This is a genomic window from Pseudomonas citrullilanati, assembly GCF_030580855.1.
GTDB lineage: Bacteria > Pseudomonadota > Gammaproteobacteria > Pseudomonadales > Pseudomonadaceae > Aquipseudomonas > Aquipseudomonas citrulli.
This window is the reverse complement of record NZ_JAUQOP010000005.1, coordinates 191019-216438: the sequence shown is the minus strand read 5'-3', so window position 1 is coordinate 216438 and position 25420 is coordinate 191019. Positions and strand designations below refer to the sequence as shown.

25 protein-coding genes are annotated in these 25420 nt (G+C 61.8%); 10 read left to right on the top strand and 15 right to left on the bottom strand.

Features of this window, described 5'->3' with window-relative positions:
- Positions 1–469: 469 nt before the first annotated feature.
- The gene (gene tyrS / locus Q6A48_RS06515) at positions 470–1669 is read right to left on the bottom strand and encodes a tyrosine--tRNA ligase (RefSeq protein ID WP_304552781.1); all 1200 of its coding nucleotides are present in this window, start codon (positions 1667–1669) and stop codon (positions 470–472) included.
- A gap of 210 nt (positions 1670–1879) precedes the next feature.
- Between tyrS and Q6A48_RS06510 the strand changes: the two genes are divergently transcribed.
- Positions 1880–3295, top strand: a complete 1416-nt coding sequence (locus tag Q6A48_RS06510; RefSeq protein ID WP_304552779.1) for a peptidoglycan DD-metalloendopeptidase family protein — start codon at positions 1880–1882, stop codon at positions 3293–3295.
- Between the two features lie 3 nt (positions 3296–3298).
- Positions 3299–4390 carry an anhydro-N-acetylmuramic acid kinase gene (locus Q6A48_RS06505; RefSeq protein WP_304552777.1) on the top strand — a complete coding sequence of 364 codons (1092 nt, stop codon included), beginning with the start codon at positions 3299–3301 and terminating at the stop codon, positions 4388–4390.
- 67 nt (positions 4391–4457) lie between these two features.
- On the opposite strand, the gene erpA is transcribed toward Q6A48_RS06505, so the two are convergent.
- Both erpA and argC read right to left on the bottom strand, forming a co-directional pair.
- A complete protein-coding gene (erpA, locus tag Q6A48_RS06500) occupies positions 4458–4808 on the bottom strand; it encodes an iron-sulfur cluster insertion protein ErpA (protein WP_003177727.1) in 351 nt (116 codons plus the stop codon).
- Positions 4809–4950: 142 nt separating this feature from the next.
- Positions 4951–5985, bottom strand: a complete 1035-nt coding sequence (argC, locus tag Q6A48_RS06495) for an N-acetyl-gamma-glutamyl-phosphate reductase (protein WP_304552774.1) — start codon at positions 5983–5985, stop codon at positions 4951–4953.
- A 134-nt stretch (positions 5986–6119) separates the two neighbouring features.
- Between argC and hemJ the strand changes: the two genes are divergently transcribed.
- From hemJ to coq7, 6 genes are all read left to right on the top strand, one after another.
- The gene (hemJ, locus tag Q6A48_RS06490) at positions 6120–6551 is read left to right on the top strand and encodes a protoporphyrinogen oxidase HemJ (RefSeq protein WP_304552772.1); all 432 of its coding nucleotides are present in this window, start codon (positions 6120–6122) and stop codon (positions 6549–6551) included.
- Positions 6552–6587: 36 nt separating this feature from the next.
- Positions 6588–7556: an NAD(P)H-dependent flavin oxidoreductase gene (locus Q6A48_RS06485; RefSeq protein ID WP_304552771.1), complete on the top strand. Its 969-nt coding sequence runs from the start codon at positions 6588–6590 to the stop codon at positions 7554–7556.
- A 54-nt stretch (positions 7557–7610) separates the two neighbouring features.
- On the top strand, positions 7611–8579 hold the full coding sequence (locus Q6A48_RS06480; RefSeq protein WP_304552770.1) for a DUF805 domain-containing protein: 969 nt from the start codon (positions 7611–7613) through the stop codon (positions 8577–8579).
- Between the two features lie 62 nt (positions 8580–8641).
- On the top strand, positions 8642–9430 hold the full coding sequence (locus Q6A48_RS06475) for an SDR family NAD(P)-dependent oxidoreductase (protein ID WP_304552769.1): 789 nt from the start codon (positions 8642–8644) through the stop codon (positions 9428–9430).
- A gap of 80 nt (positions 9431–9510) precedes the next feature.
- Entirely contained in the window at positions 9511–9849 is a 339-nt protein-coding gene (locus Q6A48_RS06470) for a histidine triad nucleotide-binding protein (RefSeq protein WP_042730270.1), read from the top strand.
- Positions 9850–9924: 75 nt separating this feature from the next.
- On the top strand, positions 9925–10572 hold the full coding sequence (coq7, locus tag Q6A48_RS06465; protein ID WP_304552768.1) for a 2-polyprenyl-3-methyl-6-methoxy-1,4-benzoquinone monooxygenase: 648 nt from the start codon (positions 9925–9927) through the stop codon (positions 10570–10572).
- 98 nt (positions 10573–10670) lie between these two features.
- Here the strand turns inward: coq7 and Q6A48_RS06460 are convergent, their stop codons facing one another.
- Complete coding sequence (locus Q6A48_RS06460) at positions 10671–11093, bottom strand: OsmC family protein (protein ID WP_042730268.1); 423 nt, start codon at positions 11091–11093, stop codon at positions 10671–10673.
- A gap of 231 nt (positions 11094–11324) precedes the next feature.
- Here Q6A48_RS06460 and crp point away from each other — a divergent pair, with 231 nt between their 5' ends.
- Positions 11325–11969, top strand: coding sequence for a cAMP-activated global transcriptional regulator CRP (crp, locus tag Q6A48_RS06455; protein ID WP_304552767.1), 645 nt, complete (start codon positions 11325–11327; stop codon positions 11967–11969).
- Here the strand turns inward: crp and Q6A48_RS06450 are convergent.
- From Q6A48_RS06450 to Q6A48_RS06435, 4 genes are read right to left on the bottom strand one after another with little or no spacing between them, the layout of a single operon-like run.
- Positions 11966–12667: a lipoate--protein ligase family protein gene (locus tag Q6A48_RS06450; protein WP_304552765.1), complete on the bottom strand. Its 702-nt coding sequence runs from the start codon at positions 12665–12667 to the stop codon at positions 11966–11968. The genes crp and Q6A48_RS06450 overlap by 4 nt on opposite strands.
- A gap of 5 nt (positions 12668–12672) precedes the next feature.
- Positions 12673–13509, bottom strand: coding sequence for an indole-3-glycerol phosphate synthase TrpC (gene trpC, locus Q6A48_RS06445; RefSeq protein ID WP_304552764.1), 837 nt, complete (start codon positions 13507–13509; stop codon positions 12673–12675).
- Entirely contained in the window at positions 13506–14555 is a 1050-nt protein-coding gene (gene trpD / locus Q6A48_RS06440) for an anthranilate phosphoribosyltransferase (RefSeq protein WP_304552763.1), read from the bottom strand. The genes trpC and trpD overlap by 4 nt, the downstream gene beginning before the upstream one ends.
- Positions 14556–14564: 9 nt before the next feature.
- Complete coding sequence (locus Q6A48_RS06435) at positions 14565–15158, bottom strand: aminodeoxychorismate/anthranilate synthase component II (protein ID WP_304552761.1); 594 nt, start codon at positions 15156–15158, stop codon at positions 14565–14567.
- A gap of 410 nt (positions 15159–15568) precedes the next feature.
- On the opposite strand from Q6A48_RS06435, the gene estP reads away from it, so the two are divergent.
- Complete coding sequence (gene estP / locus Q6A48_RS06430; protein WP_304552760.1) at positions 15569–17476, top strand: esterase EstP; 1908 nt, start codon at positions 15569–15571, stop codon at positions 17474–17476.
- Positions 17477–17601: 125 nt separating this feature from the next.
- Here the strand turns inward: estP and trpE are convergent, their stop codons facing one another.
- The 7 genes from trpE to Q6A48_RS06395 all read right to left on the bottom strand — a co-directional run bounded on the left by trpE (position 17602) and on the right by Q6A48_RS06395 (position 25417).
- Complete coding sequence (trpE, locus tag Q6A48_RS06425; protein ID WP_304552759.1) at positions 17602–19083, bottom strand: anthranilate synthase component I; 1482 nt, start codon at positions 19081–19083, stop codon at positions 17602–17604.
- Between the two features lie 69 nt (positions 19084–19152).
- Positions 19153–19971, bottom strand: coding sequence for a phosphoglycolate phosphatase (locus Q6A48_RS06420; RefSeq protein WP_304552758.1), 819 nt, complete (start codon positions 19969–19971; stop codon positions 19153–19155).
- Complete coding sequence (gene rpe, locus Q6A48_RS06415; RefSeq protein ID WP_304552757.1) at positions 19968–20642, bottom strand: ribulose-phosphate 3-epimerase; 675 nt, start codon at positions 20640–20642, stop codon at positions 19968–19970. Before rpe ends, Q6A48_RS06420 begins: the two co-directional genes overlap by 4 nt.
- A 78-nt stretch (positions 20643–20720) precedes the next feature.
- Positions 20721–21869 carry an iron-containing alcohol dehydrogenase gene (locus Q6A48_RS06410; RefSeq protein WP_304552756.1) on the bottom strand — a complete coding sequence of 383 codons (1149 nt, stop codon included), beginning with the start codon at positions 21867–21869 and terminating at the stop codon, positions 20721–20723.
- A gap of 216 nt (positions 21870–22085) precedes the next feature.
- Positions 22086–22910, bottom strand: coding sequence for an ABC transporter permease (locus Q6A48_RS06405; protein WP_304552755.1), 825 nt, complete (start codon positions 22908–22910; stop codon positions 22086–22088).
- Between the two features lie 13 nt (positions 22911–22923).
- Entirely contained in the window at positions 22924–24171 is a 1248-nt protein-coding gene (locus tag Q6A48_RS06400) for an ABC transporter permease (protein WP_304552754.1), read from the bottom strand.
- A gap of 202 nt (positions 24172–24373) precedes the next feature.
- The gene (locus Q6A48_RS06395) at positions 24374–25417 is read right to left on the bottom strand and encodes an ABC transporter substrate-binding protein (RefSeq protein ID WP_304552753.1); all 1044 of its coding nucleotides are present in this window, start codon (positions 25415–25417) and stop codon (positions 24374–24376) included.
- Positions 25418–25420: the final 3 nt, after the last annotated feature.

Below are 25420 nucleotides of genomic sequence, written 5' to 3'. Positions count from 1 at the left end.
TGGCTCAGCAATCGTTGGTTACATCTTTGATTTCTCGCGGAGTAACTTGTGATGCTGATAATCTGTTGACTAGCAGTCTGACTCCACAAGCACCCACACGAATTGCTTGATTCAGTTGTTAAAGAGCGGTGGTTGATTCTTTCGTCTCAACCGAGGCGCGCATTCTACAGCGCCTGGTGTTTCTGTCAAGCGGTTATTTTAGAAGTTTTTCAAAGTTTCCCTTGGGAAACATCAACAACTTCAACCACTTGCGCTTCCGATCTCTCGTTAGCGGGAGGCGAATTCTACAGCGTTGTTCGCTGCTGTCAACACCTCTTTTTCCAGCGCTTCCGGACTTCGATGAACTGAAGCCCTGCGCTGTCGAAAATCATCTAACTCATTGAAACTCAAGGAGTTTTCCGTTTCGACTGCGCCGGAAGTGGGGCGAATTATAGACGTCTGAAATCTGCCGTCAACACCTTTTTCAGCTTTACTCGGATTTCAACGTGATGCGCGCGAAAGCCTTCTTGCCAGCCTGGCATACATGAGTAGCATCCAGCTTATATAGGAAGGCGCGATCAACCACTTCACCATCGATACGCACACCACCCGAACCCAGGAGATCACGGGCGACGGCTGCGTTCTTGACCAAGCCGGCTTTATTAAGCACGGCGGCGATCGGCATATCCTCGGTCGCCGTCAGCTCGATCTCCGGCAGATCGTCCGGCAACTCGCCATCCTTCATGCGATTACCTGCCGCACGATGGGCATTGGCCGCCGCCTCTTCGCCATGGAAACGGGCAACGATCTCCTCGGCCAGCTTGATCTTGATATCTCGCGGATTGGCTCCCGCCTCGACATCGGCACGGAAGGCATTGATCTCTTCCATGGAACGGAAACTGAGCAATTCGAAGTAACGCCACATCAGCGCATCCGGAATGGAGACCAATTTCCCGTACATGACGCCCGGCGCTTCCTGGATACCGACGTAGTTGCCCAACGACTTGGACATCTTCTTCACGCCATCCAGCCCCTCGAGCAACGGCATGGTCAAGATGCACTGAGCTTCCTGGCCATAACCGCGCTGCAGCTCACGCCCCATCAGCAGGTTGAACTTCTGGTCCGTACCACCCAACTCAACGTCGGCCCGCAATGCGACCGAGTCGTACCCCTGCACCAGCGGGTAGAGGAACTCATGGATGGCGATAGGCTGGTTGGTGGTGTAGCGCTTATCGAAGTCATCGCGCTCGAGCATACGAGCCACGGTGTACTGGGAAGTCAGGCGAATGAAGTCCGCCGGCCCCATCTTGTCCATCCAGGTGGAGTTGAACGCGACTTCGGTCTTGGCCGGATCGAGAATCTTGAAAACCTGGGCCTTGTAGGTCTCGGCGTTGTCGAGGACCTGCTCGCGGGTCAACGGTGGACGGGTAGCGCTCTTGCCACTCGGATCGCCGATCATCCCGGTGAAGTCACCTATAAGGAAGATGACCTGGTGCCCCAGCTCCTGGAACTGGCGCAGCTTGTTGATCAGTACGGTATGCCCCAGGTGCAGGTCTGGCGCCGTCGGGTCGAAACCGGCCTTGATACGCAGCGGCTGCCCGCGCTTGAGCTTTTCGACCAGCTCGGACTCGACCAACAGTTCTTCCGCACCACGTTTGATCAGCGCTAGCTGCTCTTCAACCGACTTCATAACAGACCCGCAAGGCTCAGATTCAAAGGGCCCCAACCATACAAGATCGCGTACCAAATACAAGGCTTGCCCGGCGCACGGACGCCATTCCACGAACAGAGCGTCCGCGGGCTTGCTTCGCAGGGGATATGGTTATATTTTATACAGTTATTTCATCTTCATCATGTCATTCATCTTTTCCAATTCATCTTTTCAAAAGTCAAATTACCTATGACCACCGAACCGTCTAAAGCGCCACCGCTTTACCCGAAGACCCACCTGCTTGCCGCAAGTGGTATCGCCGCCCTTCTTAGCCTGGCGCTCCTGGTATTCCCCTCCAGTGACGTGGAAGCCAAAAAGACGACACTGAGCCTTGAACTGGAAAGCCCTGCTGAACAACTGACACAAGAACAAGACGCTGCCGAAGCCGTCCAAGCCACAAACGAACCGGTCGTCTCCCCTTTTGCGCAGATTGAAAACAGCGCCGACGACGCTCCCGAGACCGCCCAGGCCGCTGCGCCCGCTGTCGAGGAAAAGAAAGGACCGGATCACCGCGAAGTGATTGTCGCCAAGGGCGACACCCTCTCCACGCTGTTTGAAAAGGTGGGCCTGCCTTCGACCTCGGTCCACGAAATCCTGGCCAGCGACAAGCAAGCCAAGCAGTTCACTCAACTGCAGCGCGGCCAGAAACTCGAATTCGAACTCAATCCAGACGGCCAACTGAACAACTTGCACACCAAGTTGAGCGACCTGGAAAGCATTACCCTGACCAAGAATGACAAGGGCTATGTATTCAACCGCGTCATCGCCAAGCCCACCGTCCGCTCGGCGTACGTCCATGGCGTGATCAACAGTTCATTGTCGCAGTCGGCCGCCCGTGCCGGCCTGTCCCATAGCCTGACCATGGATATGGCCAACGTATTTGGCTACGACATCGACTTCGCCCAGGATATTCGCCAGGGCGATGAGTTCGACGTCATCTACGAGCAGAAAGTAGTCAACGGCAAAAGCGTCGGCAACGGCCCGATCCTGTCCGCGCGCTTCACCAACCGTGGCAAGACGTACACCGCGGTGCGCTACACCAACAAGCAGGGCAACAGCAGCTACTACACGGCCGACGGCAACAGCATGCGCAAGGCATTCATCCGTACGCCGGTTGATTTCGCCCGCATCAGCTCCAAGTTCTCCGCAGGCCGCAAGCACCCGATCCTGAACAAGATTCGCGCTCACAAAGGCGTTGACTACGCCGCGCCACGGGGCACCCCGATCAAGGCGGCAGGCGACGGCAAGGTCCTGCTGGCCGGACGTCGCGGTGGCTACGGCAACACCGTGATCATCCAGCACGGCAACACCTACCGGACGCTGTATGGCCACATGCAAGGTTTTGCCAAAGGCGTGAAAACTGGCGGCACCGTCAAGCAAGGCCAGGTCATCGGCTATATCGGAACCACCGGCTTGTCCACCGGACCGCACTTGCACTATGAGTTCCAGGTCAACGGCGTCCATGTCGATCCGCTTGGGCAGAAACTGCCAATGGCCGATCCGATTGCCAAGTCCGAGCGCGCGCGCTTCCTGGCGCAAAGCCAGCCGCTGATGGCCCGCATGGATCAAGAGAAAGCCACCATGCTCGCCTCGAGCAAGCGCTAGGCCATGGCGCTCTATATCGGCGTGATGTCCGGGACCAGTCTCGACGGCCTGGATATCGCACTGGTTGAACTGAGCCCGGCGATCAATCTGGTCGCCACCCATTACATTCCCATGCCCGCCTCCCTGCGGGCCGAATTGCTCGAATTGTGCAGCAGCGGGCCCGATGAGATCGCCCGCTCCGCCGTTGCCCAGCAGAACTGGGTCACGCTGGCCGCGAAGGGCATCAACGCCCTGCTCAATGAACAACGACTCAAGCCCGAGGACATCACGGCGATCGGCAGCCACGGCCAGACCATTCGCCATGAGCCGGCGCGCGGCTTCACCGTGCAGATCGGCAATCCGGCGCTGCTCAGCGAGTTGACCGGCATCAGCGTCGTCAGCGATTTCCGCAGCCGCGATGTCGCCGCCGGTGGGCAAGGAGCCCCCCTGGTTCCAGCGTTTCACGAAGCCTTGTTCGAAGAACGAGCTGGCAAGCGCGCCGTGCTGAATGTCGGTGGGTTCAGCAACCTCAGCCTGATCGAGTCCGGGAAACCCGTCGCCGGTTTCGATTGCGGCCCTGGCAACGTATTGCTCGACGCCTGGATACATCAGCAAAAGGGCGAACACTTCGATCGCGATGGCCAATGGGCCGCCAGTGGCAACGTCGAACCCGTCCTGCTGAAGGCGCTGCTCGGCGATCCCTTCTTTGTGGCCACCGGCCCCAAGAGCACCGGGCGAGAGATATTCAACCTGCCTTGGCTGACCCGGCACCTGTCTCACCTGCCGAGCTTCGCTGCCGAGAATGTGCAGGCCACCCTGCTCGAACTGACCGCGGTGACCATCGTCGACTCGTTGCGACATGCCCAATCGGACACTGAGGAGCTGCTGGTTTGTGGAGGTGGCGCACACAACCAGGCGCTGATGAGCCGCCTGGCCAGCCTGCTACCGCAGACCCGAGTCAGCAGCACGGCGGCGTATGGCGTCGATCCGGATTGGGTGGAGGCCATGGCGTTTGCCTGGCTGGCCCACTGCTGCCTCCAGGGCATTCCCGGGAACCGCCCGAGCGTGACCGGCGCCCGGGGCTTGCGCGTACTCGGCGCGATCTATCCTGCTTGATCCTACGAATCCCGGACAACAAAACGCCGCAGGGCCGTGAGGCACTGCGGCGTTTTTCTTGAAGCGATCAGATCGAGAATGAAGAACCGCAGCCACAGGTCGTGGTGGCGTTGGGGTTCTTGATCACGAAACGCGAACCTTCCAGACCTTCCTGGTAATCCACCTCGGCACCCGCCAGGTACTGGAAGCTCATCGGGTCGACCACTAGGCTGACCCCTTCACGCTCGACAATGGTGTCGTCCTCGGCCACTTCCTCATCGAAAGTGAAACCGTACTGGAAACCGGAACAACCGCCGCCCGTAACAAATACGCGCAGCTTCAAACGATCATTGCCCTCTTCATCGACCAGGCTCTTCACCTTGTGCGCAGCACCGTGGGTAAATTGCAAAGCCGTGGGGGTGAAGGTTTCGACGCTCATGCTGAATATCTCCCGGCGTTTACGCCGCCATAATGCGTGATGGCGGGCATTATCCGCTTCTCCTACCAAATCGGTCAACTATTAGACGCGCGGCAGCAAGCTCCAGGTATATAGCCAGAGGCCTGCCGCTGTCTGATCGCTGTCAGGGCAGCATCCCCGCATGGGACAGGCCCAGGCGCTCATCCAGCCCGAACAGGATGTTCATGTTCTGCACCGCCTGGCCCGACGCACCCTTGACCAGGTTATCGATGACCGACAATACCACCACCAGGTCACCTTCCTGCGGACGATGCACGGCGATCCGGCAAACGTTCGCACCACGCACGCTGCGGGTTTCCGGATGACTGCCAGCCGGCATCACATCCACGAACGGTTCATTGGCATAACGCTTTTCGAACAACGCCTGCAGGTCCACCGAACGGTCCACGACGGTTGCGTAGAGCGTGGAGTGGATGCCGCGAATCATTGGCGTCAGGTGCGGGACGAAGGTCAGGCCAACGTCCTTGCCCGCGGCGCGGCGCAAGCCCTGGCGGATTTCCGGCAGATGACGGTGGCCCTTGACGGCATAGGCCTTCATGCTTTCCGAAGTCTCGGAGTACAGCGAGCCGACGCTGGCACCACGTCCGGCACCGCTGACACCGGATTTGCAGTCGGCGATCAACCGCGAGGCATCGGCCAGCCCCGCCTCGAGCAGCGGCAGGAAGCCCAGTTGCGTTGCCGTTGGGTAGCAGCCCGGCACGGCGATCAGGCGTGCCTGGCGGATTTTCTCGCGGTTGACTTCCGGCAGCCCATAGACGGCTTCGTCGAGCAATTCCGGCGCGCCGTGGGGCTGGCCATACCATTTGGCCCACTCGTGCGCGTCCTGCAGGCGGAAGTCCGCTGACAGGTCGATGACCTTGGTGCCGGCGGCCAGCAGCTCACCGGCCAGGGCATGGGCGACACCGTGGGGCGTGGCGAAGAACACCACGTCGCAGGCACCGAGGGTATTGATGTCTGGAACGCTGAAGGCCAGGCCGTCGTAGTGGCCTCGCAGGTTCGGATACAGGTCGGCAACGGCCAGGCCAGCCTCGGATCGCGAGGTAATGACCACTACCTCAGCTTGCGGATGCTGTGCCAACAGACGCAGCAGTTCGACACCGGTGTAACCCGTGCCGCCGACGATACCGACCTTGACCATAAACCTGCCCTCAACGAACCCACTGGAAAGCCGTCGATGATAGGGGTCGCGCGACCCGGCGACAACCGCCAAGGTGACGTGTGGCGGCTCTAACCTCTACTATCGGGCTACCGTGAATCTGGGAATGACTCAAAATGCTCTATCTGTGGCTCAAGGCACTTCACATCGTCAGCATGGTCTGCTGGTTCGCGGGGCTGTTCTACCTGCCCCGCCTGTTCGTCTATCACGCCCAAAGCGAGGACAGCGTCAGCCAAGAGCGCTTCAGCGTGATGGAACGCAAGTTGTATCGCGGCATCATGGGCCCGGCGATGATCGCCACCCTGGTGTTCGGTATCGGGCTGCTGAGCCTGAACGCTGGCGCGTACTTCACCCAGGGTGGCTGGATGCACGCCAAGCTGACGCTGGTGGTGTTGCTGATCGGCTATCACCACATGTGCGGCGCCCAGGTGAAACGCTTCGCCCGTGGCGAGAACACCCGCAGCCATGTCTTTTATCGCTGGTTCAATGAAGTACCGGTTGTGATATTGCTGGCTATTGTCATTCTGGTCGTGGTTCGCCCGTTCTGACTTTCAATCGACGCAACTTTAATCCGGGGTATCTCCATGTCGCTGCCCGCTCTGCTCGAACAACGCCTGCGCCTGCCCGCCGTGGCGGCACCGATGTTCCTGATTTCCAATCCACAGCTGGTCCTGGCCTGTTGTCGAAACGGAATCGTCGGCAGCTTTCCGGCGCTGAACCAGCGCGAAAGCAGCGGTTTCAAGGCCTGGCTGGAGGAAATCGAAGCGGGCTTGGCGACCCTGGAGAATCCCGCGCCCTATGCCGTCAACCTGATCGTTCATCACAGCAATCCGCGTCTTCAGGCCGACCTGGCGATCTGCATCGAACACAAGGTGCCGATCGTCATCACCAGCCTGGGCGCGGTGAAGGAACTGGTGGACGCCGTGCACGGCTATGGCGGCCTGGTGTTCCACGACGTCACCACGCGACGTCATGCCGAGAAAGCAGCCGAAGCCGGCGTCGATGGCCTGATCGCCGTCGCGGCCGGCGCCGGGGGACATGCCGGGACCTGGAGCCCCTTTTCGCTGGTTGCCGAGATCCGGCAGTTCTTCGACAAAACCTTGCTGCTGGCGGGCTGTCTGAACCACGGCCATCAGATTCTCGCTGCGCAAATACTCGGTGCCGACCTGGCCTACTTCGGGACGCGCTTTATCGGTACCCGCGAAAGCCATGCGCCTGACGCCTATAAAGAGATGTTGCTCACATCCCGAGCCGCAGACATCGTGCATACTCCTGCAGTGTCCGGGGTGCCGGCCAGCTTCATGCGCCAGAGCCTGGAAAACGCCGGTTTCGACCTCGCCGCCCTGCAGGGCAAAGGCGACGTCGACTTTGGCGCCAAGCTCAAGCCGCTCAACGATGAAGCCAAGGCCTGGAAGACCGTGTGGTCCGCCGGCCAGGGCGTGGGGGAGATCCATGATCTACCCAGCGTCGATGAGTTGGTGGCACGTCTGGAAAACGAATATCGCCAGGCCCACGGCCTGGCAGCGCGGCTCGGCGGGCAATGGCCACGCTGAACCGACGACGATCAAAAACAGCTGCATAACCATTTAGAGACAAGGATGCCGGGCATGAGTGAAACCCGTTTCAACATCGTATTCGACGGAGCCCTGCTGCCGGGCGTCGATACCACCACTGCCAAACTCAACCTCGCCGAGTTGTTCAAGAGCGATGTCAGCGCCATCGAGCGGCTGTTCAGTGGCCGCAAGGTCGCGCTGAAAAGCAACCTGTCCCAAGGCGAAGCGCAGAAATACCTGGAAGCGCTCAACAAGAGCGGGATCGATGCCCGGATCGAAGCGGAGCCGGCCCTCCAGCTGGACCTTGGCGAAGTGCAAGAGGCGCCTCAGCAAACCACCGGCCGCCACCCTGAATCAATCCTCGACCCTGTCTCCCCTTATGCACCCCCGCGAGCCGAGGTGGGCGAGCGCCTCGCCACCTACAGCACCCTCAAGCCCTTCAGCTTCGAAGGCCGTATCGGGCGCCTGCGCTACCTGGCCTGGACCATGGTCCTGACGCTGGCGATGCTGCCCATCATCGGCATCGCCTTCTGGTACAGCCTGTCATGGCTCCTCGACTCGAATTCGCTGGCGGCGATGATCGTCGGCGGCTTGGTGGGCGGTGTCGTCTTCCTCGGCTTCGCCTTCGTGAGCATCCAGTTCAGCGTCCAGCGCCTGCATGACCTTGGCTGGTCCGGCTGGCTGTGGCTACTCAACCTGGTGCCGTTCGTAGGCAGCGTCTTCCCGCTCGTGCTCATCTGCGCGCCTGGCAATGACGGCCCCAACCGCTACGGCCCACCGCCACCGCCCAACAGCACCGCGGTCAAGGTCCTTTCCTGGCTATGGGTCGTCCTGATTGTCCTGATGATCGTCGGCGCGGTGGCCGGGGCCTTCAGCAGCATTACCCAGGACTACGAAAGCAGCTCCCTGAGCAGCTACGAAAGCAGTGAGTCGGGCGACGATACCAGCGCCGAACCCGCTGTCGAGGCAGCCGAGCCCGCCTCACCTTCTGTAGACTATGAAGAGGAACAAGAGGAACAATAAGCGCGCTGCGTACCGGTGACAGCCCAGTCCACTGGCGGCGGACTGTTGCGATGGAGAACTGCATGACCCGTTACGCACTGATCACTGGCGCTTCCAGCGGCATTGGCATGGCCATGGCCGAAGCGCTGGCCCGGCGCGGCCGCGACTTGATTCTGGTGGCCCGACAGCGTGATCGGCTGGAAAGTATCGCAATTGAACTGACCCAGCGCTTCGGCGTCGAGGTGTTGTTCCGGGCCTGCGACCTGGGCGAACCCTTGAGGCTTTCGGGGTTTCTGCTGGAGCTGGAGGAAGGCGAGCGACAAATCGACTTGTTGGTCAATTGCGCCGGCATCGGCACCTGCGGCCCCTTCCTGGGCCAGGACTGGATGACCGAACAGGACCTGATCGAAGTCAACATCCTCGCCCTGACCCGTCTCTGCCACGCCGTTGGCAATAGCATGGCGTTGCACGGTGGCGGGCAGATCCTCAACGTCGCGTCGATCGCCGCATTCCATCCTGGCCCGTGGATGAGCACCTATCACGCCAGCAAGGCCTACGTGCTGCACTTCTCCGAAGCCCTGCGGGTCGAGCTGAAAAAATGCGCGATCAAGGTCTCGGTGCTCTGCCCCGGCCAGACCCGCACCGGCTTCTTCGCCAGGGCACAGATGGACGAACAGAAACTCAGCCAAGGCAAGCACCTGATGAGCCCCGAAGAAGTGGCGCTGTACGCCGTACGCGCACTGGACAAGAACGTGGCCATCATCATTCCCGGACGGCGCAACCGCTGGCTGGCTGCCCTGCCGCGACTGGGCACGCGGTGGCTGGTCCGCACCCTCGCCGGCAGGACCAACAAGGCCTGTTGCCCGCGCTGATAAACCAGACGTAAAAACCCAGGCTCTCCGACCGAGCCTTCAGTACACTCGACCTCGACCCACCCAACGGAGAAACAGCTGTGGATACTCTGTTTACCAAGATCATCAACCGGGAAATCCCGGCGAAGATCATCTACGAGGATGACCAGGTCCTGGCCTTCCACGACATCGCCCCCCAGGCGCCCGTGCATTTCCTGGTCATTCCGAAAAAACCCATTCGCACCCTCAACGACCTGACCGAAGCGGACAAAGGCCTGGCCGGGCATATCCTGTTCACCGCCCAGCGCCTGGCCCTGGAGCTGGGCTGCGAGGAAGGTTTCCGCGTGGTGATGAACTGCAATGAACTCGGTGGACAGACTGTCTATCACATTCATATGCACGTGCTGGGACAGCGCCAGATGAACTGGCCGCCGGGTTGATACCCCTGACCCAACGCAAAACCCCGGCGGCCGATTCGGTTAAACTGGCCGCTGTGTTTTTTCCCGGAGGTACGCATGACTACCCAACGTCACTACTCGCCGATCGACCGCCTGCTGCTGCAGGCCGATACCGCGATGCGCACGCTACTGCCCTTCAGTGGCCAACCGTATCGGCCGTCGCCGGCCATCGTGCAGCCGGACGCCCAGCTCAGTGACGAGCAAACCCGCCACGTGGCCGGCCTGATGCGCATCAACCACACCGGTGAGGTCTGCGCCCAGGCCCTGTACCAGGGCCAGGCGCTGACGGCGAAGTTGCCCCGGGTCCGCGAGGCCATGGAGCATGCCGCCGAAGAAGAAATCGACCATCTGGTCTGGTGTGAACAGCGCATTCGCCAACTGGGCAGCCATACCAGCGTCCTGAACCCGCTGTTCTATGGCATGTCATTCGGGATTGGCGCGGTGGCCGGGTTGATCAGCGACAAAGTCAGCCTGGGCTTCGTGGCCGCGACCGAGCATCAGGTCTGCAAGCACCTGAATGAGCACCTGGACCAGCTCCCGCCCGAGGATGAGAAGTCCCGCGCGATCCTGGAACAGATGCGCAAGGACGAAGAGCACCACGCCGAGAGCGCGCTCGAGGCCGGTGGCTTCCGCTTCCCGGCCCCGGTGAAGTTCGGCATGAGCCTGCTGGCCAAGGTCATGACCAAGAGCACTTACCGGATCTGACAAGGCAGGGGTTGCGTGGCGAGGGGGTTGGCTCCCTTGCCACGATGAACCTGGCCAACCTCAGCGGCAGGACGGCCGGCCCAGGTTGCGCCCCCGACTCACCCCAACTCGATGATTTCGTAATCGTGGGTGATTTCAACGCCCGCGGCGCCGAGCATGATCGAGGCCGAGCAATACTTCTCGGCAGACAACTCGATGGCGCGCTTGACCTGGGCCTCCTTCAGCGCCCGCCCCTTCACCACGAAATGCATGTGGATCTTGGTAAAGACCTTCGGATCCTCCGTGGCGCGCTCCGCCTCCAGGAACGCTTCGCAACTCTCCACGGCCTGGCGCGACTTCTTGAGAATGCTGACCACGTCGAAGTTACTGCAACCGCCTACGCCCAACAGGAGCATTTCCATCGGCCGGACACCCAGGTTGCGGCCACCGGCATCGGGCGGGCCATCCATGACGACCACGTGACCGCTGCCCGACTCACCGAGGAACATGGCTTCGCCAGCCCATTGGATGCGTGCCTTCATCGCCAAGACTCCACTGTCTAAAAAAGGGTCGCCAGCTTAGCACAGCCCTTCGCGGTGGCTGCTTTTGCCTTACGTCGCCGATACCTATGGGCGTAAGTAAATTCTCGAATCAATTTTGAACGCCTCTGTTAAGCTGGCGCCAACTCGCTGGCTTATTGCCAGCTTTCAGCGATTGTCATCGCGCCCATAAAAAAACCAAACCTCATACCGCGCAGTTTTCGGGACACAACCATGGTTGCCATTACTCCCACGCTCAAGATCAAGAATCTCGACAAGCTCTTGATGCATTGCCAGCGCCGCCGCTATCCGGCCAAGCACAACATCATTTGCGCCGGGGACCGTTCGGACACGTTGTTCTTCATCATCAAGGGATCGGTCACCATCCTGATCGAAGATGACGACGGGCGGGAAATGATCATCGCCTACCTCAACCCGGGGGATTTTTTCGGCGAGCTGGGGTTGTTCGAACAGGCAGGCAAGGAACAACAGCGCAGTGCCTGGGTGCGGACCAAGGTCGAATGTGAAGTCGCGGAAATCAGCTACGCGAAATTCCGGGAGTTGTCCCTGCAAGACCCGGACATCCTTTACGTCCTCAGCGGACAGATTGCCCAGCGCCTGCGTAACACGACCCGCAAGGTCGGCGACCTGGCCTTTTTCGACGTGACGGGACGCGTCGCCCGCTGCCTGCTGGACCTGTGCAAGCAACCCGATGCCATGACGCACCCGGACGGCATGCAGATCAAGGTCACCCGCCAGGAAATCGGCCGGATCGTCGGCTGCTCGCGGGAGATGGTCGGTCGTGTGCTCAAAGACCTGGAAGAACGCAACCTGGTCGACGTCAAGGGCAAGACCATGGTGGTGTTCGGGACGCGCTAACCGCCAAGCAGCGCATTCAGCAACGCCCGGTACAACCCATCGAGCCGCTCCGGCGCCTGGGGCGCGGGGAATTTTTCATGCAACGCGATATGGCTTTCGGCGCGCACTCGTTGCGCCAGGCCGCAGGCTTCATTGAAGCGATTGACTGCCGCGACCATGGATTCGCGCTCGTTCTCCAGCAGCAACGCACCGTGAACCAGGCCCACCGGCCGCTGCCCTCCCCGGCTTTGACGCCAGCGCTGGGCAGTGCCGACCATTTTCCGGCCGTCGAGGTTGACATTGAATCGACCGTCGCAGAACGCCCCTTCCACCTCGCCCAGCGAAGCCACGCCGCCCAGCTCATCCAGCAACTGGCAGATGGGATCGCACAACCGCCGGTACGCCGTTTCGATGCGACCATGATCGCCTTCGCTGCGCGGCGGTGCGTAGACCAGCGCGATATTGACCGTCGCCGAGGACTGCGGCACGGGTTCACCGCCCGTTTCACGCAACAGTACCGGCCAGCCATGGGTGGCCGATACCGTGCTGGCGTGCTCGAACCCGGGCAGACGACTCAAGCGCCGCGGCATCACCAGCGCGCGGTCACTGGGCTGCCAGAACAGCAGGCCGAACTCGGCATCGCCCGCGCAAATACTGGCGAGCAGGTCCTGTTCGGCTTGCAGGCCCGCTTCGACGGCCAGGGAGATCACTGGCGACATGGGCCTCAGTCCAGCGTCGAGCCGCTGACCGGCAGGCCGCGCTCTGGAAAGAACAGGCGCTGCAACTCGGTGCCCGGGTTCTCGGCCCGCATGAACGCTTCGCCCACCAGGAACGAATACACGTCGCTGACTTCCATCAGCTCGACATCCGCGCGGTTGAGGATGCCACTTTCGGTGATGACCAGGCGATCACGCGGGATCCGCGGCAGCAGGTCCAGGGTGGTTTCCAGGCTGACTTCGAAGGTGTGCAGGTTGCGGTTGTTCACGCCCACCAGCTTGGTGTCGAGGGTGTTCAGGGCGCGCTCCAGCTCGTCACCGTCGTGGACTTCCACCAGGACGTCCAGGCCCACCCCTTTGGCAACGGCGGCCAGCTCGGCCATCTTGGCGTCGTCCAAGGCGGAAACGATCAGCAGCACGCAGTCGGCACCCAGCGCACGCGCCTCGACGATCTGATACGGATCGATCATGAAGTCCTTGCGGATCACCGGCAACTTGCAGGCCGCTCGCGCCTCCTGCAGGTAGGCGTCGGCGCCCTGGAAGAAATCGACATCGGTCAGCACCGAAAGGCAGGTTGCCCCACCCTTCTCGTAGCTCCTGGCGATGTCGGCCGGGACGAAATGCTCGCGAATCACGCCCTTGCTGGGAGAAGCCTTCTTGATCTCGGCGATGACGGCCGGTTGTTTCTTCTTGGCCTGGTCGACCAGTGCCTGGGCAAAGCCTCGCGGCGCATCCGCCGAGCGCGCCAGGCTTTCCAGTTCGGCAAGGCTGACACGGGCACGGCGCTCGGCCACTTCTTCAGCCTTGCGAGCCAGGATGTTTTCCAGAACCGTTGGCACACTCATCCTTCGTTCTCCACTTTGAATACGGCGGTAAATGCACCCAGCTCTTCGAGCTTTTCCCTCGCCAGGCCGGTGTGCAGCGCATCATGGGCCAGTTCCACGCCTTGTTTGAGGCTGCTGGCGTGGTCCGCCGCGTACAACGCCGCGCCCGCATTGAGCACGATCATCTCGGCGGCTTTCTGGCCATTCTCGGTCTTGCGGCGACCGAGGGCGTCGCGGATCAATTCCAGGGATTGAGCCGGACCGTCGACCGCCAGGCCGTGCAAGCTCTGGCTCTTCATGCCCAGGTCTTCAGGTTCGACCCAATACTCGCTGATCTGATCATTTTTTAGTTCGGCCACGAACGTGGGGGCCGCCAGGCTGAATTCATCCAGGCCATCCTTCGAATGGACCACCAGGACATGCTTGCTGCCCAAACGCTGCAGGACCTCCGCCAATGGCCGGCACAGCGCCTGGCTGAAGACCCCGACCACCTGGTGTTTCACGCCGGCCGGATTCGTAAGCGGGCCAAGCATGTTGAACAGCGTGCGCAGCCCCAGGTCGCGACGCGGCGCGGCGGCGTGCTTCATGGCACTGTGGTGGGTCTGGGCGAACATGAAACCGATGCCGACGTTGTCGATGCAGCGCGCCACCTGGACCGGTGTCAGGTTCAGGTAGATCCCGGCCGCCTCGAGCAGATCGGCGCTGCCGCTCTTGCCTGACACTGCGCGATTGCCATGCTTGGCAACGGTACAGCCGGCCGCCGCGACGACGAACGCCGAGGCGGTGGAAACGTTGAAGATATTGGCGCCATCGCCGCCGGTACCCACCACGTCAACGACGCCGTCCAGGGTCTTGAGGGCGACTTTGTCGGCAAGCTCGCGCATGACCGAGACCGCGCCGACGATTTCGTCGATGCTCTCGCTTTTCATGCGCATGGCCATCATGAACGCGCCAATCTGCGCATCCGTGCATTGGCCGGTCATGATTTCGCGCATCACGTCGCGCATCTCGTCGGTGCTCAGGTCGAGATGGCCGACGATACGGCTCAGGGCTGTCTTGATATCCATGAAAAGTCCTTAGCGCGTGCCGCCGGTTTGTTTGAGGAAGTTGGCGAACAGCTCGTGGCCCTGCTCGGTGAGAATAGACTCGGGATGAAATTGCACACCCTCGATGTTCAGGGTCTTGTGGCGCAAGCCCATGATTTCATCGATCGAACCGTCTTCCCGTTGGGTCCACGCCGTGGGTTCCAGACAGTCTGGCAGCGTTTCACGCTTGACGATCAAGGAGTGATAGCGAGTGACGGTAAGCGGATGATTCAGGCCTTGGAAAACGCCCTTGTCCTCGTGAAATACCGGGCTAGTCTTACCGTGCATGACTTGCCGGGCGCGTACCACGTCGCCGCCGAACGCCTGGCCGATCGACTGGTGGCCCAGGCAGACGCCCAGGATCGGCAGCTTGCCGGCGAAATACTGGATGGCTTCGATGGAGACACCCGCCTCGGTCGGCGTGCACGGGCCGGGGGAGACGACAATGCGCTCGGGCTTGAGGGCTTCGATTTCGGCGATGGTCAACTCGTCGTTGCGCACGACCTTGACCTCGGCGCCCAGCTCACCGAGGTACTGCACAACGTTGTAGGTAAAGGAGTCGTAGTTATCGATCATCAGCAACATGGCGTAAACAACCTATTGAATTCACTGACTTTAATTACAGCCTTCAGGAATGGCCCGCACGATGCTGCGCTTGGCGAGGCAGGCGCTGCCCCGGCGAAGCGGCTTTCAAGCGGATAAAGAAGGCAAATCGGTACAGGGTCCGGCAGGGCCGGCAAGAATGTTCAGGCGCGCCAACGCCAGCGGGCGTGTGCCTTGATCATTTGATCCAGAAGTTTGCTGACAATCGACACAGGGGAAGTCTCGTTCATACGTCCCGGCACAGTAGCCTAGCTGGGCGGAGCGCGCAATATGACGCCCTCGAAGGGCTTTGAAACAATCACGCGGTTTCGGATGCATGGCAAAACGCCGGGAGTTTTTGGTACTGTCGTTTCGTTTGCCAACAAAAATAAGATAAAAACGGACTCTTACCCATGATCAAACGCTCGCTGTTCGTACCGATCGCCGGTTGCCTGCTGGCCATGGCCTGTGCCCAGGCCAACGCCGCCCCCAACCCCTATTCGAAGTTCATCGTGTTCGGTGACAGCCTCAACGATGCCGGCCAGTTCGCCGACCCGAACGGTCCGCCCGGCTCGACCGAGCGCTATACCAACCGAACCGGTCCGATCTACACCGACGGCAGCGGCGAGGCCTACTCCGCCAACTCCACCCAGTTGCTCGGTGGGCGCCTGGGTTACTCCGCCGACGAGACCGCCGCCTCCACTTCAGCGGTCCGCGCCAACGAGGGGCTGGCGGACGGCAACAACTGGGCGGTGGGCGGTTATCGTACCGACCAGATCCTCGAATCGATCACCGGGGTGTCCGACACTGGCGAGCGCAGCCGTCCCGGCTACCTGCAGTCCAATGGCCTGCGCGCCGATCCGAATGCGCTGTATTACCTTTCCGGTGGCGGCAACGACTTCCTACAAGGTCGGGTGCTGACCCCCGAGCAAGCGAACGCCGCCGCGGACCGCCTGGCCGACAGCGTCCAGGTGCTGCAAACTGCCGGTGCCCGCTACATGATGGTCTGGTTGTTGCCCGATCTGGGCCTGACCCCGGCCCTCAATGGTGGCCCGTTGCAAGACGCTTTTTCGCAGCTGGGCAATCAGTTCAACCAACAACTGATTACACGCCTGCAAGGCATCGACGCTGAAATCATTCCGTTGAACATTCCACTTTTGCTGAAGGAAAGCTTCGCCGACCCGGCAAGGTTCGGCCTCGCCACCGGTGAGAACCTCACCGCGACTTGCTTCAGCGGCAACGGCTGCACGGAAAACGCCACCTACGGCATCAACAGCGCCACGCCTGATCCCACCAAGCTGATCTACAACGACGCGGTCCATCCGACCGAAACCGGGCAAAAACTGATCGCCGACTACGCCTATTCCTTGCTCGCGGCACCCTGGGAGCTGACGTTGCTGCCGGAAATGGCACACTCGACCCTGCGTGCTCACCAGGACGAGTTGCGCAGCCAGTGGCAATCGGACTGGGAGGACTGGCAAGCGGTGGGCCAGTGGCGAGCCATCGTCGCCGGCGGCGGCCAGCGCCTGGACATCGACAGCCAGGACAGCGGCGCCAGCGCCGACGGCAGCGGCTACAGCCTGAACATCGGCGGCAGCTATCGCCTCAACGAGGCCTGGCGCGTGGGCGTCGCCGCCGGCCTCTACCGCCAGGACATGGAAGCGGGCCATAACGATTCGGACTACACGCTCAACAGCTACCTGGCGACCGCCTTCGCCCAGTTCCAGCAGAATCGCTGGTGGGCCGATGCGGCACTGACCGGCGGCAAGCTCGACTACGACAGCCTGAAACGCAAGTTCGACCTGGGCGTCAACCAGGCGCAGGAAAAAGGCGACACCGACGGTCACCTGTGGGCATTCAGCACGCGAGTGGGCTATGACATCGCCCAACCGGGCAGTGAATGGCACCTCTCTCCGTTCATCAGCGCCGACTACGCGAAGGTGGAAGTCGACGGTTATTCCGAGAAGGGCAGCCGTTCCACGGCCCTGACCTTCGATGACCAGACCCGCGACTCGAAGCGCCTGGGCATTGGCTTGCAGGGTAAATACAACATCACCCGGCAGACCCAGGTGTTTGGCGAATATGCCCACGAACGCGAGTATGAAGACGACACCCAGAAGGTGAATATCGCCCTCAACAGCCTGCCGGCCAACGACTTCACGCTGGAAGGCTACACGCCACAGAGCCACCTGAATCGCCTGAGCCTGGGGGTCAGCCACAAGTTGACCAACGACCTGGCACTGCGGGGCGGCTACACGTTGCGCAAGGATGATGATTTCACCCAGCAAGGGGTGAGCGTGGGGGTCAGCCTGGACTTCTGATCGAGGAAAAAACAGGCGGGAGCTAGCCTGTTCGCGATGAGGCCGTCATGTCCGACAAATGTATCGACTGACAGACCGTTATCGCGAGCAGGCTCGCTCCCACAGTTGATCGGGTTGCCACAGGTTCAGTCGTTCGAGGTCTGCTCGGCCAGCGCCACGGCACGGAACATCGCACGGCGCTTGTTCAGGGTTTCTTCCCATTCCAGCGCCGGCACCGAGTCGGCGACGATACCGCCACCGGCCTGCACATGCAGTTCACCGTCCTTGATCACCGCCGTGCGGATGGCGATGGCGGTGTCCATGTTGCCGTTCCAGGCGAAATAACCCACCGCCCCGCCGTACACGCCCCGCTTGACCGGCTCGAGTTCGTCGATGATTTCCATCGCGCGAATCTTAGGTGCGCCGGACAAGGTGCCCGCCGGCAGGATCGCCCGCAAGGCATCCATTGCCGTCAGCCCGGCCTTCAGTTGGCCGGTGACGTTGGACACGATGTGCATCACGTTGGAATAACGCTCGATGACCATTTTCTCGGTGAGCTTCACCGAGCCGACTTCCGAAACCCGTCCGGTGTCGTTGCGCCCCAGGTCGATCAGCATCAGGTGCTCGGCGATTTCCTTGGCGTCCGATAGCAGGTCTTCTTCCAGCGCCCGGTCGGCTTCCTCGGTGGCACCACGGGGGCGCGTGCCGGCGATCGGCCGTACGGTGATCAGGTTGTCCTCGACCCGCACCAGCACTTCCGGCGAACTGCCCACGACATGGAAGTCGCCGAAGTTGAAGAAATACATGTAGGGCGTCGGATTGAAGCAGCGCAGCGCCCGGTACAGGTCGATGGGCGCCGCCTTGAAGTCGATGGACATCCGCTGCGACGGCACGACCTGCATGCAGTCACCGGCCAGGATGTATTCCTTGATGGTATCGACGGCCCGCTCGTAATCGGCCTGGGTGAAGCTCGAACGAAACACCGGGTCGGCCGCCGACTGCTTGCTGAAGTCCAGGCCGGGACGCGGCGTGATCGGCTGGCGGAGCTTTTCCAACAGCGCTTGCAGGCTTTGTTGACCTTGCTCGTAGGCATCTTCCCGGGACGGATCGGCGAGGACGATCGCGTGCATCTTGCCGGCGAGGTTGTCGAAGACGACGACAGCGTCGGACACCATCAGCAGGATGTCCGGCACGCCCAGCGGATCAGGGTTCGGGCACGTGCCGAGGCGCTTCTCCACGTAGCGCACGCAATCGTAGCCGAAGTACCCCACCAGGCCACCGTTGAAGCGTGGGAGCCCGGCAATGGTCGGCACGTTGTAGCGAGCCTTGAAGGTTTCGACGAAGGCCAGCGGGTCTTCGACCTCGTGGCTTTCGATCTCGACGCCGTCATGGGTCACGCTGACGCGGTGGCCGTAGACCCGCAATACCGTGCGGCACGGCAGGCCGATGATGGAATAACGCCCCCACTTCTCGCCGCCCTGCACCGATTCGAGCAGGTAGGAGTTGGGCCGGTCGGCCAGCTTGAGGTAGATCGACAACGGCGTGTCGAAGTCGGCCAGGGTTTCGCAGGCCAGCGGGATGCGGTTGTAGCCGGCAGCGGCTAGACGCAGGAATTCTTCGCGATTCATGGGGTGCCTCGTGGCAGGAGGAGCTGACAGTCAGGAATGCAAACACGCCGGATAACCGGCAGGATCACGTCAGGCGCGCCAACGCCAGCGGGCCAGGGCCTTGATGACTTTCATCCAGAGTTTGCGGGTGACCACCACGATGGCGTTTCCAGAAGAGGATTGAACAGCGTCGGGCAACGTTATCTCAGCGGCAGGGTCCAGGCAACCGGGAATTAGCAGGCGCAAATCGTCGATCACCAGGGCCGGGAGTTCTTCGGCGATCGGTCGGCCATGGTTGTAGCCATAACTGAGCCCCACGCATTTGACCCCCGCCGCTTTCGCCGCCAGTACATCACTGCGCGAGTCGCCGACGAACAGTGATTGGGACGCCGGGATGTTGGCCATCTTCATGACGAAGAACAGCGCGGCCGGATCCGGCTTTTTCTGTGGCAAGGTGTCGCCGCCGATGATCCAGCGGAAATAGCGGCCGATTTTCATCTGGTCCAACAGCGGCGCGACGAAACGCTCCGGCTTGTTAGTGATCAGCGCCATTTCCACGCCTTGCTTCTGCAGCCACTTGAGGGTGGAACGCACGCCGGGGTAGACCACCGTCAACGAATGATTGCCCTCGTAGGCTTCATTGAACAGCTCCAGCGCCCGCTCGGCCTCGGCCTCATCGACACCTTCGGCAGCGATGTCGTTGGCCAGGGCCCGGCGCACCAGCATCGGCGCACCGTTGCCGACCCAATGCCGGACCGCGTCGAGCCCGGCCGGCGGACGCCCGAGCTTGAGCAACATGGTGTCCACGGCCGCCGCCAGGTCCGGGACCGAGTCGATCAGGGTGCCATCGAGGTCGAACATCACCAGCCGCGGCAGACTGCCGGGGAACAGTTGCTCGAAGCCGCTCATGGGCGGGCCAGGGCCAGTTCGGCGCGCATCTTGTCGATGACGTCCTTGTAGTCCGGGGCATTGAAGATCGCCGAGCCGGCAACGAAGGTGTCGGCACCGGCAGCGGCGATTTCGCGAATGTTGTTCACATTCACGCCACCGTCGATTTCCAGGCGGATGTCACGCCCCGAGGCGTCGATCAGCGCGCGGGCTTCGCGCAGTTTGTCGAGGGTGCCGGGAATGAACTTCTGCCCGCCGAAACCAGGGTTGACGCTCATGAGCAGGACCATGTCGACCTTGTCCATCACGTACTTGAGCACGTCCAGGGGCGTCGCCGGGTTGAACACCAGGCCCGCCTTGCAACCGCCCTCGCGGATCAACTGCAGGGAGCGGTCGATGTGTTGGGTGGCTTCGGGGTGAAAGGTGATGTAGGTGGCGCCGGCTTCGATGAAGTCGCCAACGATGCGATCCACCGGGCTGACCATCAGGTGCGCGTCGATCGGCGCGGTGATGCCGTACTTGCGCAGCGCCGCGCAGACCATCGGGCCGATGGTCAGGTTGGGCACGTAGTGGTTGTCCATGACATCGAAGTGCACGATGTCGGCCCCGGCGGCCAGAACGTTGTCCACTTCCTCGCCCAGTCGGGCGAAGTCGGCGGAGAGAATCGACGGAGCAATAGCGAAGGGCTGCATGACGCACCTGTTTTGAGCGAAATCACGATGGCGCGCATTGTATACCGCAAGATTTGGCGCGCCCACCGTGAGCGTCGATCAATACGCCGCGCGGTAGATCTTCTCGATATCCGCCGCGCTCAGCTTGCGCGGGTTGTTGCGCATCAGCCGTTCGATCCCGGCGGCTTCCACGGCCATGGCCGGGATCACGTCCTCGGTCACGCCCAAGCCGCTCATGCCCCGGGGAATCTCCACCGCGACACACAATGCAGCCATGGCCTCGACGGCTTCGTCGGCGGCTTCGAGATCGCTCAAGTGGGCGGTCTTGATGCCCATGGCTTCGGCGATGTCGCGCATGCGCTCGACACAGGCCATCTTGTTCCACGCCATCACGTAGGGCAGCAGCAGTGCATTGGCCACGCCGTGGGAGATGTGGAAACGCCCGCCCAACGGGTAGGCCAGCGCATGCACGGCCCCGACCCCGGCGTTGCCGAAGGCCATGCCGGCCATCAGGCTGGCGGTGGCCATGTCTTCGCGGGCTTGCAGGTGGGACGGGTTGGCGTAGGCCTTGGGCAAGGCGCGGGTGATCAGCTTGATGGCGCCGATGGCCAGGGCGTCGGTGATCGGCGAAGCGTTGAGCGACAGGTAGGCCTCGACGGCATGCACCAGCGCATCGACGCCGCTGGACGCCGTGACACCGCGCGGGCACGTCAGCGTCATCTGCGGGCTGACCAGCGCCACGTCCGGCAGCAGGTAGTCACTGACGATGCCTTTTTTCAGCTGGGCCGCCTTGTCGGAGAGGATCGCCACGTTGGTGACTTCCGACCCCGTCCCGGCGGTGGTGGGAATGGCGATCATCGGCGGGCCTTTGCGCGGCACCTGGTCGACGCCGAACATGTCTTGCAATTCGCCGTGATAACCGGCGTAGACACCCACGCACTTGGCGATGTCGATGGCGCTGCCGCCGCCCAGCCCGATCAGGCCGTCATGGCCGCCGTCCCGGTAGGCCTGCATGCAATCTTCGACGATGGCGATTTCCGGGTCCGGCATCACCCGGTCGAAAATCTCGTAGTCGCGTCCACCCAGGTGTTGCAGGGCCAACGCCACGGTGCCGGACTTGACCAGCACCGCATCGGTCACGATCAGCGGGTTATCGACGTCCAGCCGCGTCAATTCGGCTGCCAGTTGCTCGATGGCAGCGGCACCGGTGATCAATTTATGGGCGATCTTGAATGAGGAAAGACTCATGTGCGCGGCCTCTTGTTCGAGTGTGGGCTGGCACAAGGATAGCTCGGTATTGGCGGTTGGGCTGTCATTCAGCTCGTGAATGCGATGAAGGAACCGGTGGGTAAGCCATTTGTGGGAGCGAGCTTGCTCGCGATAGCGCTCTGTCAGTCAACATCACTGCCGGATGTTCCGACGCTATCGCGAGCAAGCTCGCTCCCACAGGCCCCGCAGTAGCTGTCAGGCCTGGGTAGTGCGCAGTTTCTCGCTGCGTCCGCGCAGCCACTCCAGGGTCAGCAGCAGGATCACCGAGAAGGCGATCAACAACGTCGCCGCCGCGGCAATGGTGGGGCTGAGGTTTTCGCGGATACCGCTGAACATCTGCCGTGGCAGCGTCGCCTGCTCAGGGCCCGCCAGGAACAGGGTCACCACCACCTCATCGAACGACGTCGCGAAGGCGAACAGCGCACCGGAGATCACCCCCGGTGCGATCAGCGGCAATGTCACCCGACGGAAAGCGGTCAGCGGCGAAGCGCCAAGGCTGGCGGCGGCGCGCACCAGGTTGTGGTTGAACCCCTGCAAGGTCGCCGACACCGTGATGATGACGAACGGCACGCCCAGCACCGCATGGACCACGATCAGCGAGGCGAAACTGTTACCCATCCCCAACGGCGCGAAAAACAGGTAGCTGGCGACCCCGATGATCACCACCGGCACCACCATGGGCGAAATCACCAGCGCCATCACCAGCGCCTTGCCCGGGAAATCCCCGCGGGTCAGGCCGATGGCCGCCAGCGTGCCGAAGACCATCGCCAGCAACGTCGCCGCCGGGGCCACGATGATGCTGTTCTTCAGCGCGCGCATCCATTCGGCCGAGGCGAAGAAATCGTGGTACCACTGCAGCGAGAAGCCTTGCAGCGGGTACACCAGGAAACTGCCGGAGTTGAACGACAACGGGACGATCACCAGCACCGGAAGGATCAGGAACAACAGGATCAGCCCGCACAGTGTGCGCAAGCAGTAGAACCACACCCGCTCCACGGGGGACATGTAAGGACTCACCATTTTCAATCTCCCCTTAGCTCAGGCGCAGGCGACTGGCGCCCACCAGCCAGCTGTAAATCAGATAAAGCACGATGGTCGCCAGCAACAGCAAGCCGCCGAGTGCCGTGGCCATGCCCCAGTTGATGCTGGTGTTGGTGTAGAACGCGACGAAGTAGCTGACCATCTGGTCGTTCGGGCTGCCCAGCAGGGCCGGAGTGATGTAGTAGCCGATGGCGAGGATGAACACCAGCAGGCAACCGGCGCCAACGCCGGCGTAGGTCTGCGGGAAGTACACTCGCCAGAAACTGGCGAACGGGTGGCAGCCCAGGGAAATCGCCGCCCGCATGTAGGTGGGCGAGATGCCCTTCATCACGCTGTAGATCGGCAGGATCATGAACGGCAGCAGGATGTGGACCATGGAGATGTACACGCCGGTGCGGTTGAACACCAGCTCCAGCGGCTTGTCGATCACGCCCATGGCCATCAGGGCGCTGTTGATCAAGCCACCCGATTGCAGCAGCACGATCCACGCCGCCACCCGCACCAGGATCGAGGTCCAGAACGGCAGCAGCACCAGGATCATCAGCAGGTTGCTCTGGCGCGCCGGCAGGTTCGCCAGCAGGTAGGCCAGTGGGTAGGCCAGCACCAGGCAAATCGCGGTGATGATCAGGCCCATCCAGAAGGTCCGGGCGAAAATGTCCAGGTAGATCGCCTGGTCGGGGGTGGCCGGGGCCAGTTCGCCGAGGTCGTCGATGCGGTGATCGACGGACGCCAACAGGTAATAGAGGGTGACGTTACTGGTGTTGCGACGGATCACCTGCCAGTACGCCGGGTCGCCCCAACGCTCGTCGAGGTTTTCCAAGGCTTCCTTGTAGGAGGCCGGCTCGGCGGCAAACGGCAAGGCGCGGGCCGTCTTGGTCAGCAGGCTGCGATAGCCGGCCGATTCCATGTTCAGGCGCTTGGACAGGTCGCCCAGGGTCTGGTTCTTCCGGGCTTCGGCGAGGTCCTCGCTGGCGGCCTTGTACACCGGTTCGCCCGGCAAGCCCCGTCCGTCCCACGTTGCAATGGCCGCCACGGTGCGCGGCATGGCGCCGACCACTTCGGGGTTGCTGACGCTCTTGAACAACAGCGCCACGATGGGCACGAGGAACACCAGCAGCAGAAACAGCACCAACGGCGCGATCAAGGCCTGGGCCTTCCAGCGGTTGACCCGCTCGGCGCGCTTGAGCCGCTGCTTCAGGTTGGGGCTGGTGCCCGCGTTCAGTGGAACGGCGATGGCCATGGCGAACTCCGCAAATCTTTTTATCGTTACAGGGGCGGTGTGCCGCCCCTGTTGTTCTGGAACACCCGGGTCGATGAAAGAACCTGTGGGAGCGAGCTTGCTCGCGATGGCTGCGGCACATTCAAGATTGATGTGCCTGGCAGACCGCTATCGCGAGCAAGCTCGCTCCCACATGGATCTCATCTGGTTTCAGACCGTCGGGTTACTTCGCCGCCCAGGCGTTGAAGCGCTGCTCCAGTTGCTCACCGTTGTCAGCCCAGAAGCTGACGTCGATCTGCACCTGGTTGGCGATGTTTTCCGGGGTGGTCGGCATGTCTTTCAGCACGTCCTTGGCCAGCAACGGCACGGCCTGGGTGTTGGCTGGGCCGTAGGCGATGTTTTCCGAGTAGGTCTTCTGCTGTTGCGGCGCCACCGAGAAGGCGATGAATTTCTTCGCAGCTTCCGCACGGGTCTTGTCCAGGCCGCGCGGGATGGCCCAGGCATCGAAGTCGTAGATACCGCCGTTCCACACCACTTTCAGGTTGCTTTCCTTCTGTACCGCGGCGATCCGGCCGTTGTAGGCCGAGCTCATGACCACGTCACCGGAAGCCAGGTATTGCGGCGGCTGGGCGCCCGCTTCCCACCACTGGATGTTCGGCTTGAGTTCGTCGAGTTTCTTGAACGCGCGGTCCTGGCCATCCTTGCCGGCCAGCACCTTGTAGACGTCTTTTGGCGCGACGCCGTCGGCCATCAGGGCGAATTCCAGGGTGTACTTGGCGCCCTTGCGCAGGCCACGCTTGCCCGGGAATTGCTTGGTGTCCCAGAAGTCGGCCCAACTGGTCGGGGCGGTCTTCAGCTTGTCGGCGTTGTAGGCCAGGACGGTCGACCACACGAAGAAGCCTACGCCGCACGGCTGGATGGCGCCCTTGACGTAGTCTTCGGTCTTGCCGAACAGGGCCGGGTCCAGTTGCTCGAACATGTCTTCGTCGCAACCACGGGACAATTCCGGAGACTCGACTTCCACCAGGTCCCAGGAGACGCTCTTGGTGTCGACCATGGCCTTGACCTTGGCCATTTCACCGTTGTACTCGCCCGCCACGATCTTGCCATGGCCGGCCGCTTCCCAGGGTGCATAGAAGGCCTTGACCTGCGCCGCCTTGTTCGCCCCGCCAAAAGACACCACGGTCAGGTCCGGGCCCGCCGCCATGGCGCTTGCCGCACCCATCATGCCCAGGGTCAGGGCTGTGAACTTCAGGGATCTCAACATTTA

Bases quoted from the DNA above. Each gene is read 5' to 3' on its own strand.
- Q6A48_RS06435 (WP_304552761.1), bottom strand. From the start codon at position 15,158: ATGTTGCTGATGATCGATAACTACGACTCCTTTACCTACAACGTTGTG.
- Q6A48_RS06450 (WP_304552765.1), bottom strand. From the start codon at position 12,667: ATGTCGCCAGTGATCTCCCTGGCCGTCGAAGCGGGCCTGCAAGCCGAA.
- Q6A48_RS06505 (WP_304552777.1), top strand. From the start codon at position 3,299: ATGGCGCTCTATATCGGCGTGATGTCCGGGACCAGTCTCGACGGCCTG.
- hemJ (WP_304552772.1), top strand. From the start codon at position 6,120: ATGCTCTATCTGTGGCTCAAGGCACTTCACATCGTCAGCATGGTCTGC.
- trpE (WP_304552759.1), bottom strand. From the start codon at position 19,083: ATGAATCGCGAAGAATTCCTGCGTCTAGCCGCTGCCGGCTACAACCGC.
- Q6A48_RS06460 (WP_042730268.1), bottom strand. From the start codon at position 11,093: ATGAAGGCACGCATCCAATGGGCTGGCGAAGCCATGTTCCTCGGTGAG.
- Q6A48_RS06400 (WP_304552754.1), bottom strand. From the start codon at position 24,171: ATGGCCATCGCCGTTCCACTGAACGCGGGCACCAGCCCCAACCTGAAG.
- Q6A48_RS06410 (WP_304552756.1), bottom strand. From the start codon at position 21,869: ATGAGTCTTTCCTCATTCAAGATCGCCCATAAATTGATCACCGGTGCC.
- Q6A48_RS06485 (WP_304552771.1), top strand. From the start codon at position 6,588: ATGTCGCTGCCCGCTCTGCTCGAACAACGCCTGCGCCTGCCCGCCGTG.
- trpD (WP_304552763.1), bottom strand. From the start codon at position 14,555: ATGGATATCAAGACAGCCCTGAGCCGTATCGTCGGCCATCTCGACCTG.
- Q6A48_RS06405 (WP_304552755.1), bottom strand. From the start codon at position 22,910: ATGGTGAGTCCTTACATGTCCCCCGTGGAGCGGGTGTGGTTCTACTGC.
- trpC (WP_304552764.1), bottom strand. From the start codon at position 13,509: ATGAGTGTGCCAACGGTTCTGGAAAACATCCTGGCTCGCAAGGCTGAA.
- Q6A48_RS06475 (WP_304552769.1), top strand. From the start codon at position 8,642: ATGACCCGTTACGCACTGATCACTGGCGCTTCCAGCGGCATTGGCATG.
- tyrS (WP_304552781.1), bottom strand. From the start codon at position 1,669: ATGAAGTCGGTTGAAGAGCAGCTAGCGCTGATCAAACGTGGTGCGGAA.
- Q6A48_RS06480 (WP_304552770.1), top strand. From the start codon at position 7,611: ATGAGTGAAACCCGTTTCAACATCGTATTCGACGGAGCCCTGCTGCCG.
- rpe (WP_304552757.1), bottom strand. From the start codon at position 20,642: ATGCAGCCCTTCGCTATTGCTCCGTCGATTCTCTCCGCCGACTTCGCC.
- estP (WP_304552760.1), top strand. From the start codon at position 15,569: ATGATCAAACGCTCGCTGTTCGTACCGATCGCCGGTTGCCTGCTGGCC.
- Q6A48_RS06420 (WP_304552758.1), bottom strand. From the start codon at position 19,971: ATGAGCGGCTTCGAGCAACTGTTCCCCGGCAGTCTGCCGCGGCTGGTG.
- erpA (WP_003177727.1), bottom strand. From the start codon at position 4,808: ATGAGCGTCGAAACCTTCACCCCCACGGCTTTGCAATTTACCCACGGT.
- Q6A48_RS06395 (WP_304552753.1), bottom strand. From the start codon at position 25,417: ATGTTGAGATCCCTGAAGTTCACAGCCCTGACCCTGGGCATGATGGGT.
- crp (WP_304552767.1), top strand. From the start codon at position 11,325: ATGGTTGCCATTACTCCCACGCTCAAGATCAAGAATCTCGACAAGCTC.
- coq7 (WP_304552768.1), top strand. From the start codon at position 9,925: ATGACTACCCAACGTCACTACTCGCCGATCGACCGCCTGCTGCTGCAG.
- Q6A48_RS06510 (WP_304552779.1), top strand. From the start codon at position 1,880: ATGACCACCGAACCGTCTAAAGCGCCACCGCTTTACCCGAAGACCCAC.
- argC (WP_304552774.1), bottom strand. From the start codon at position 5,985: ATGGTCAAGGTCGGTATCGTCGGCGGCACGGGTTACACCGGTGTCGAA.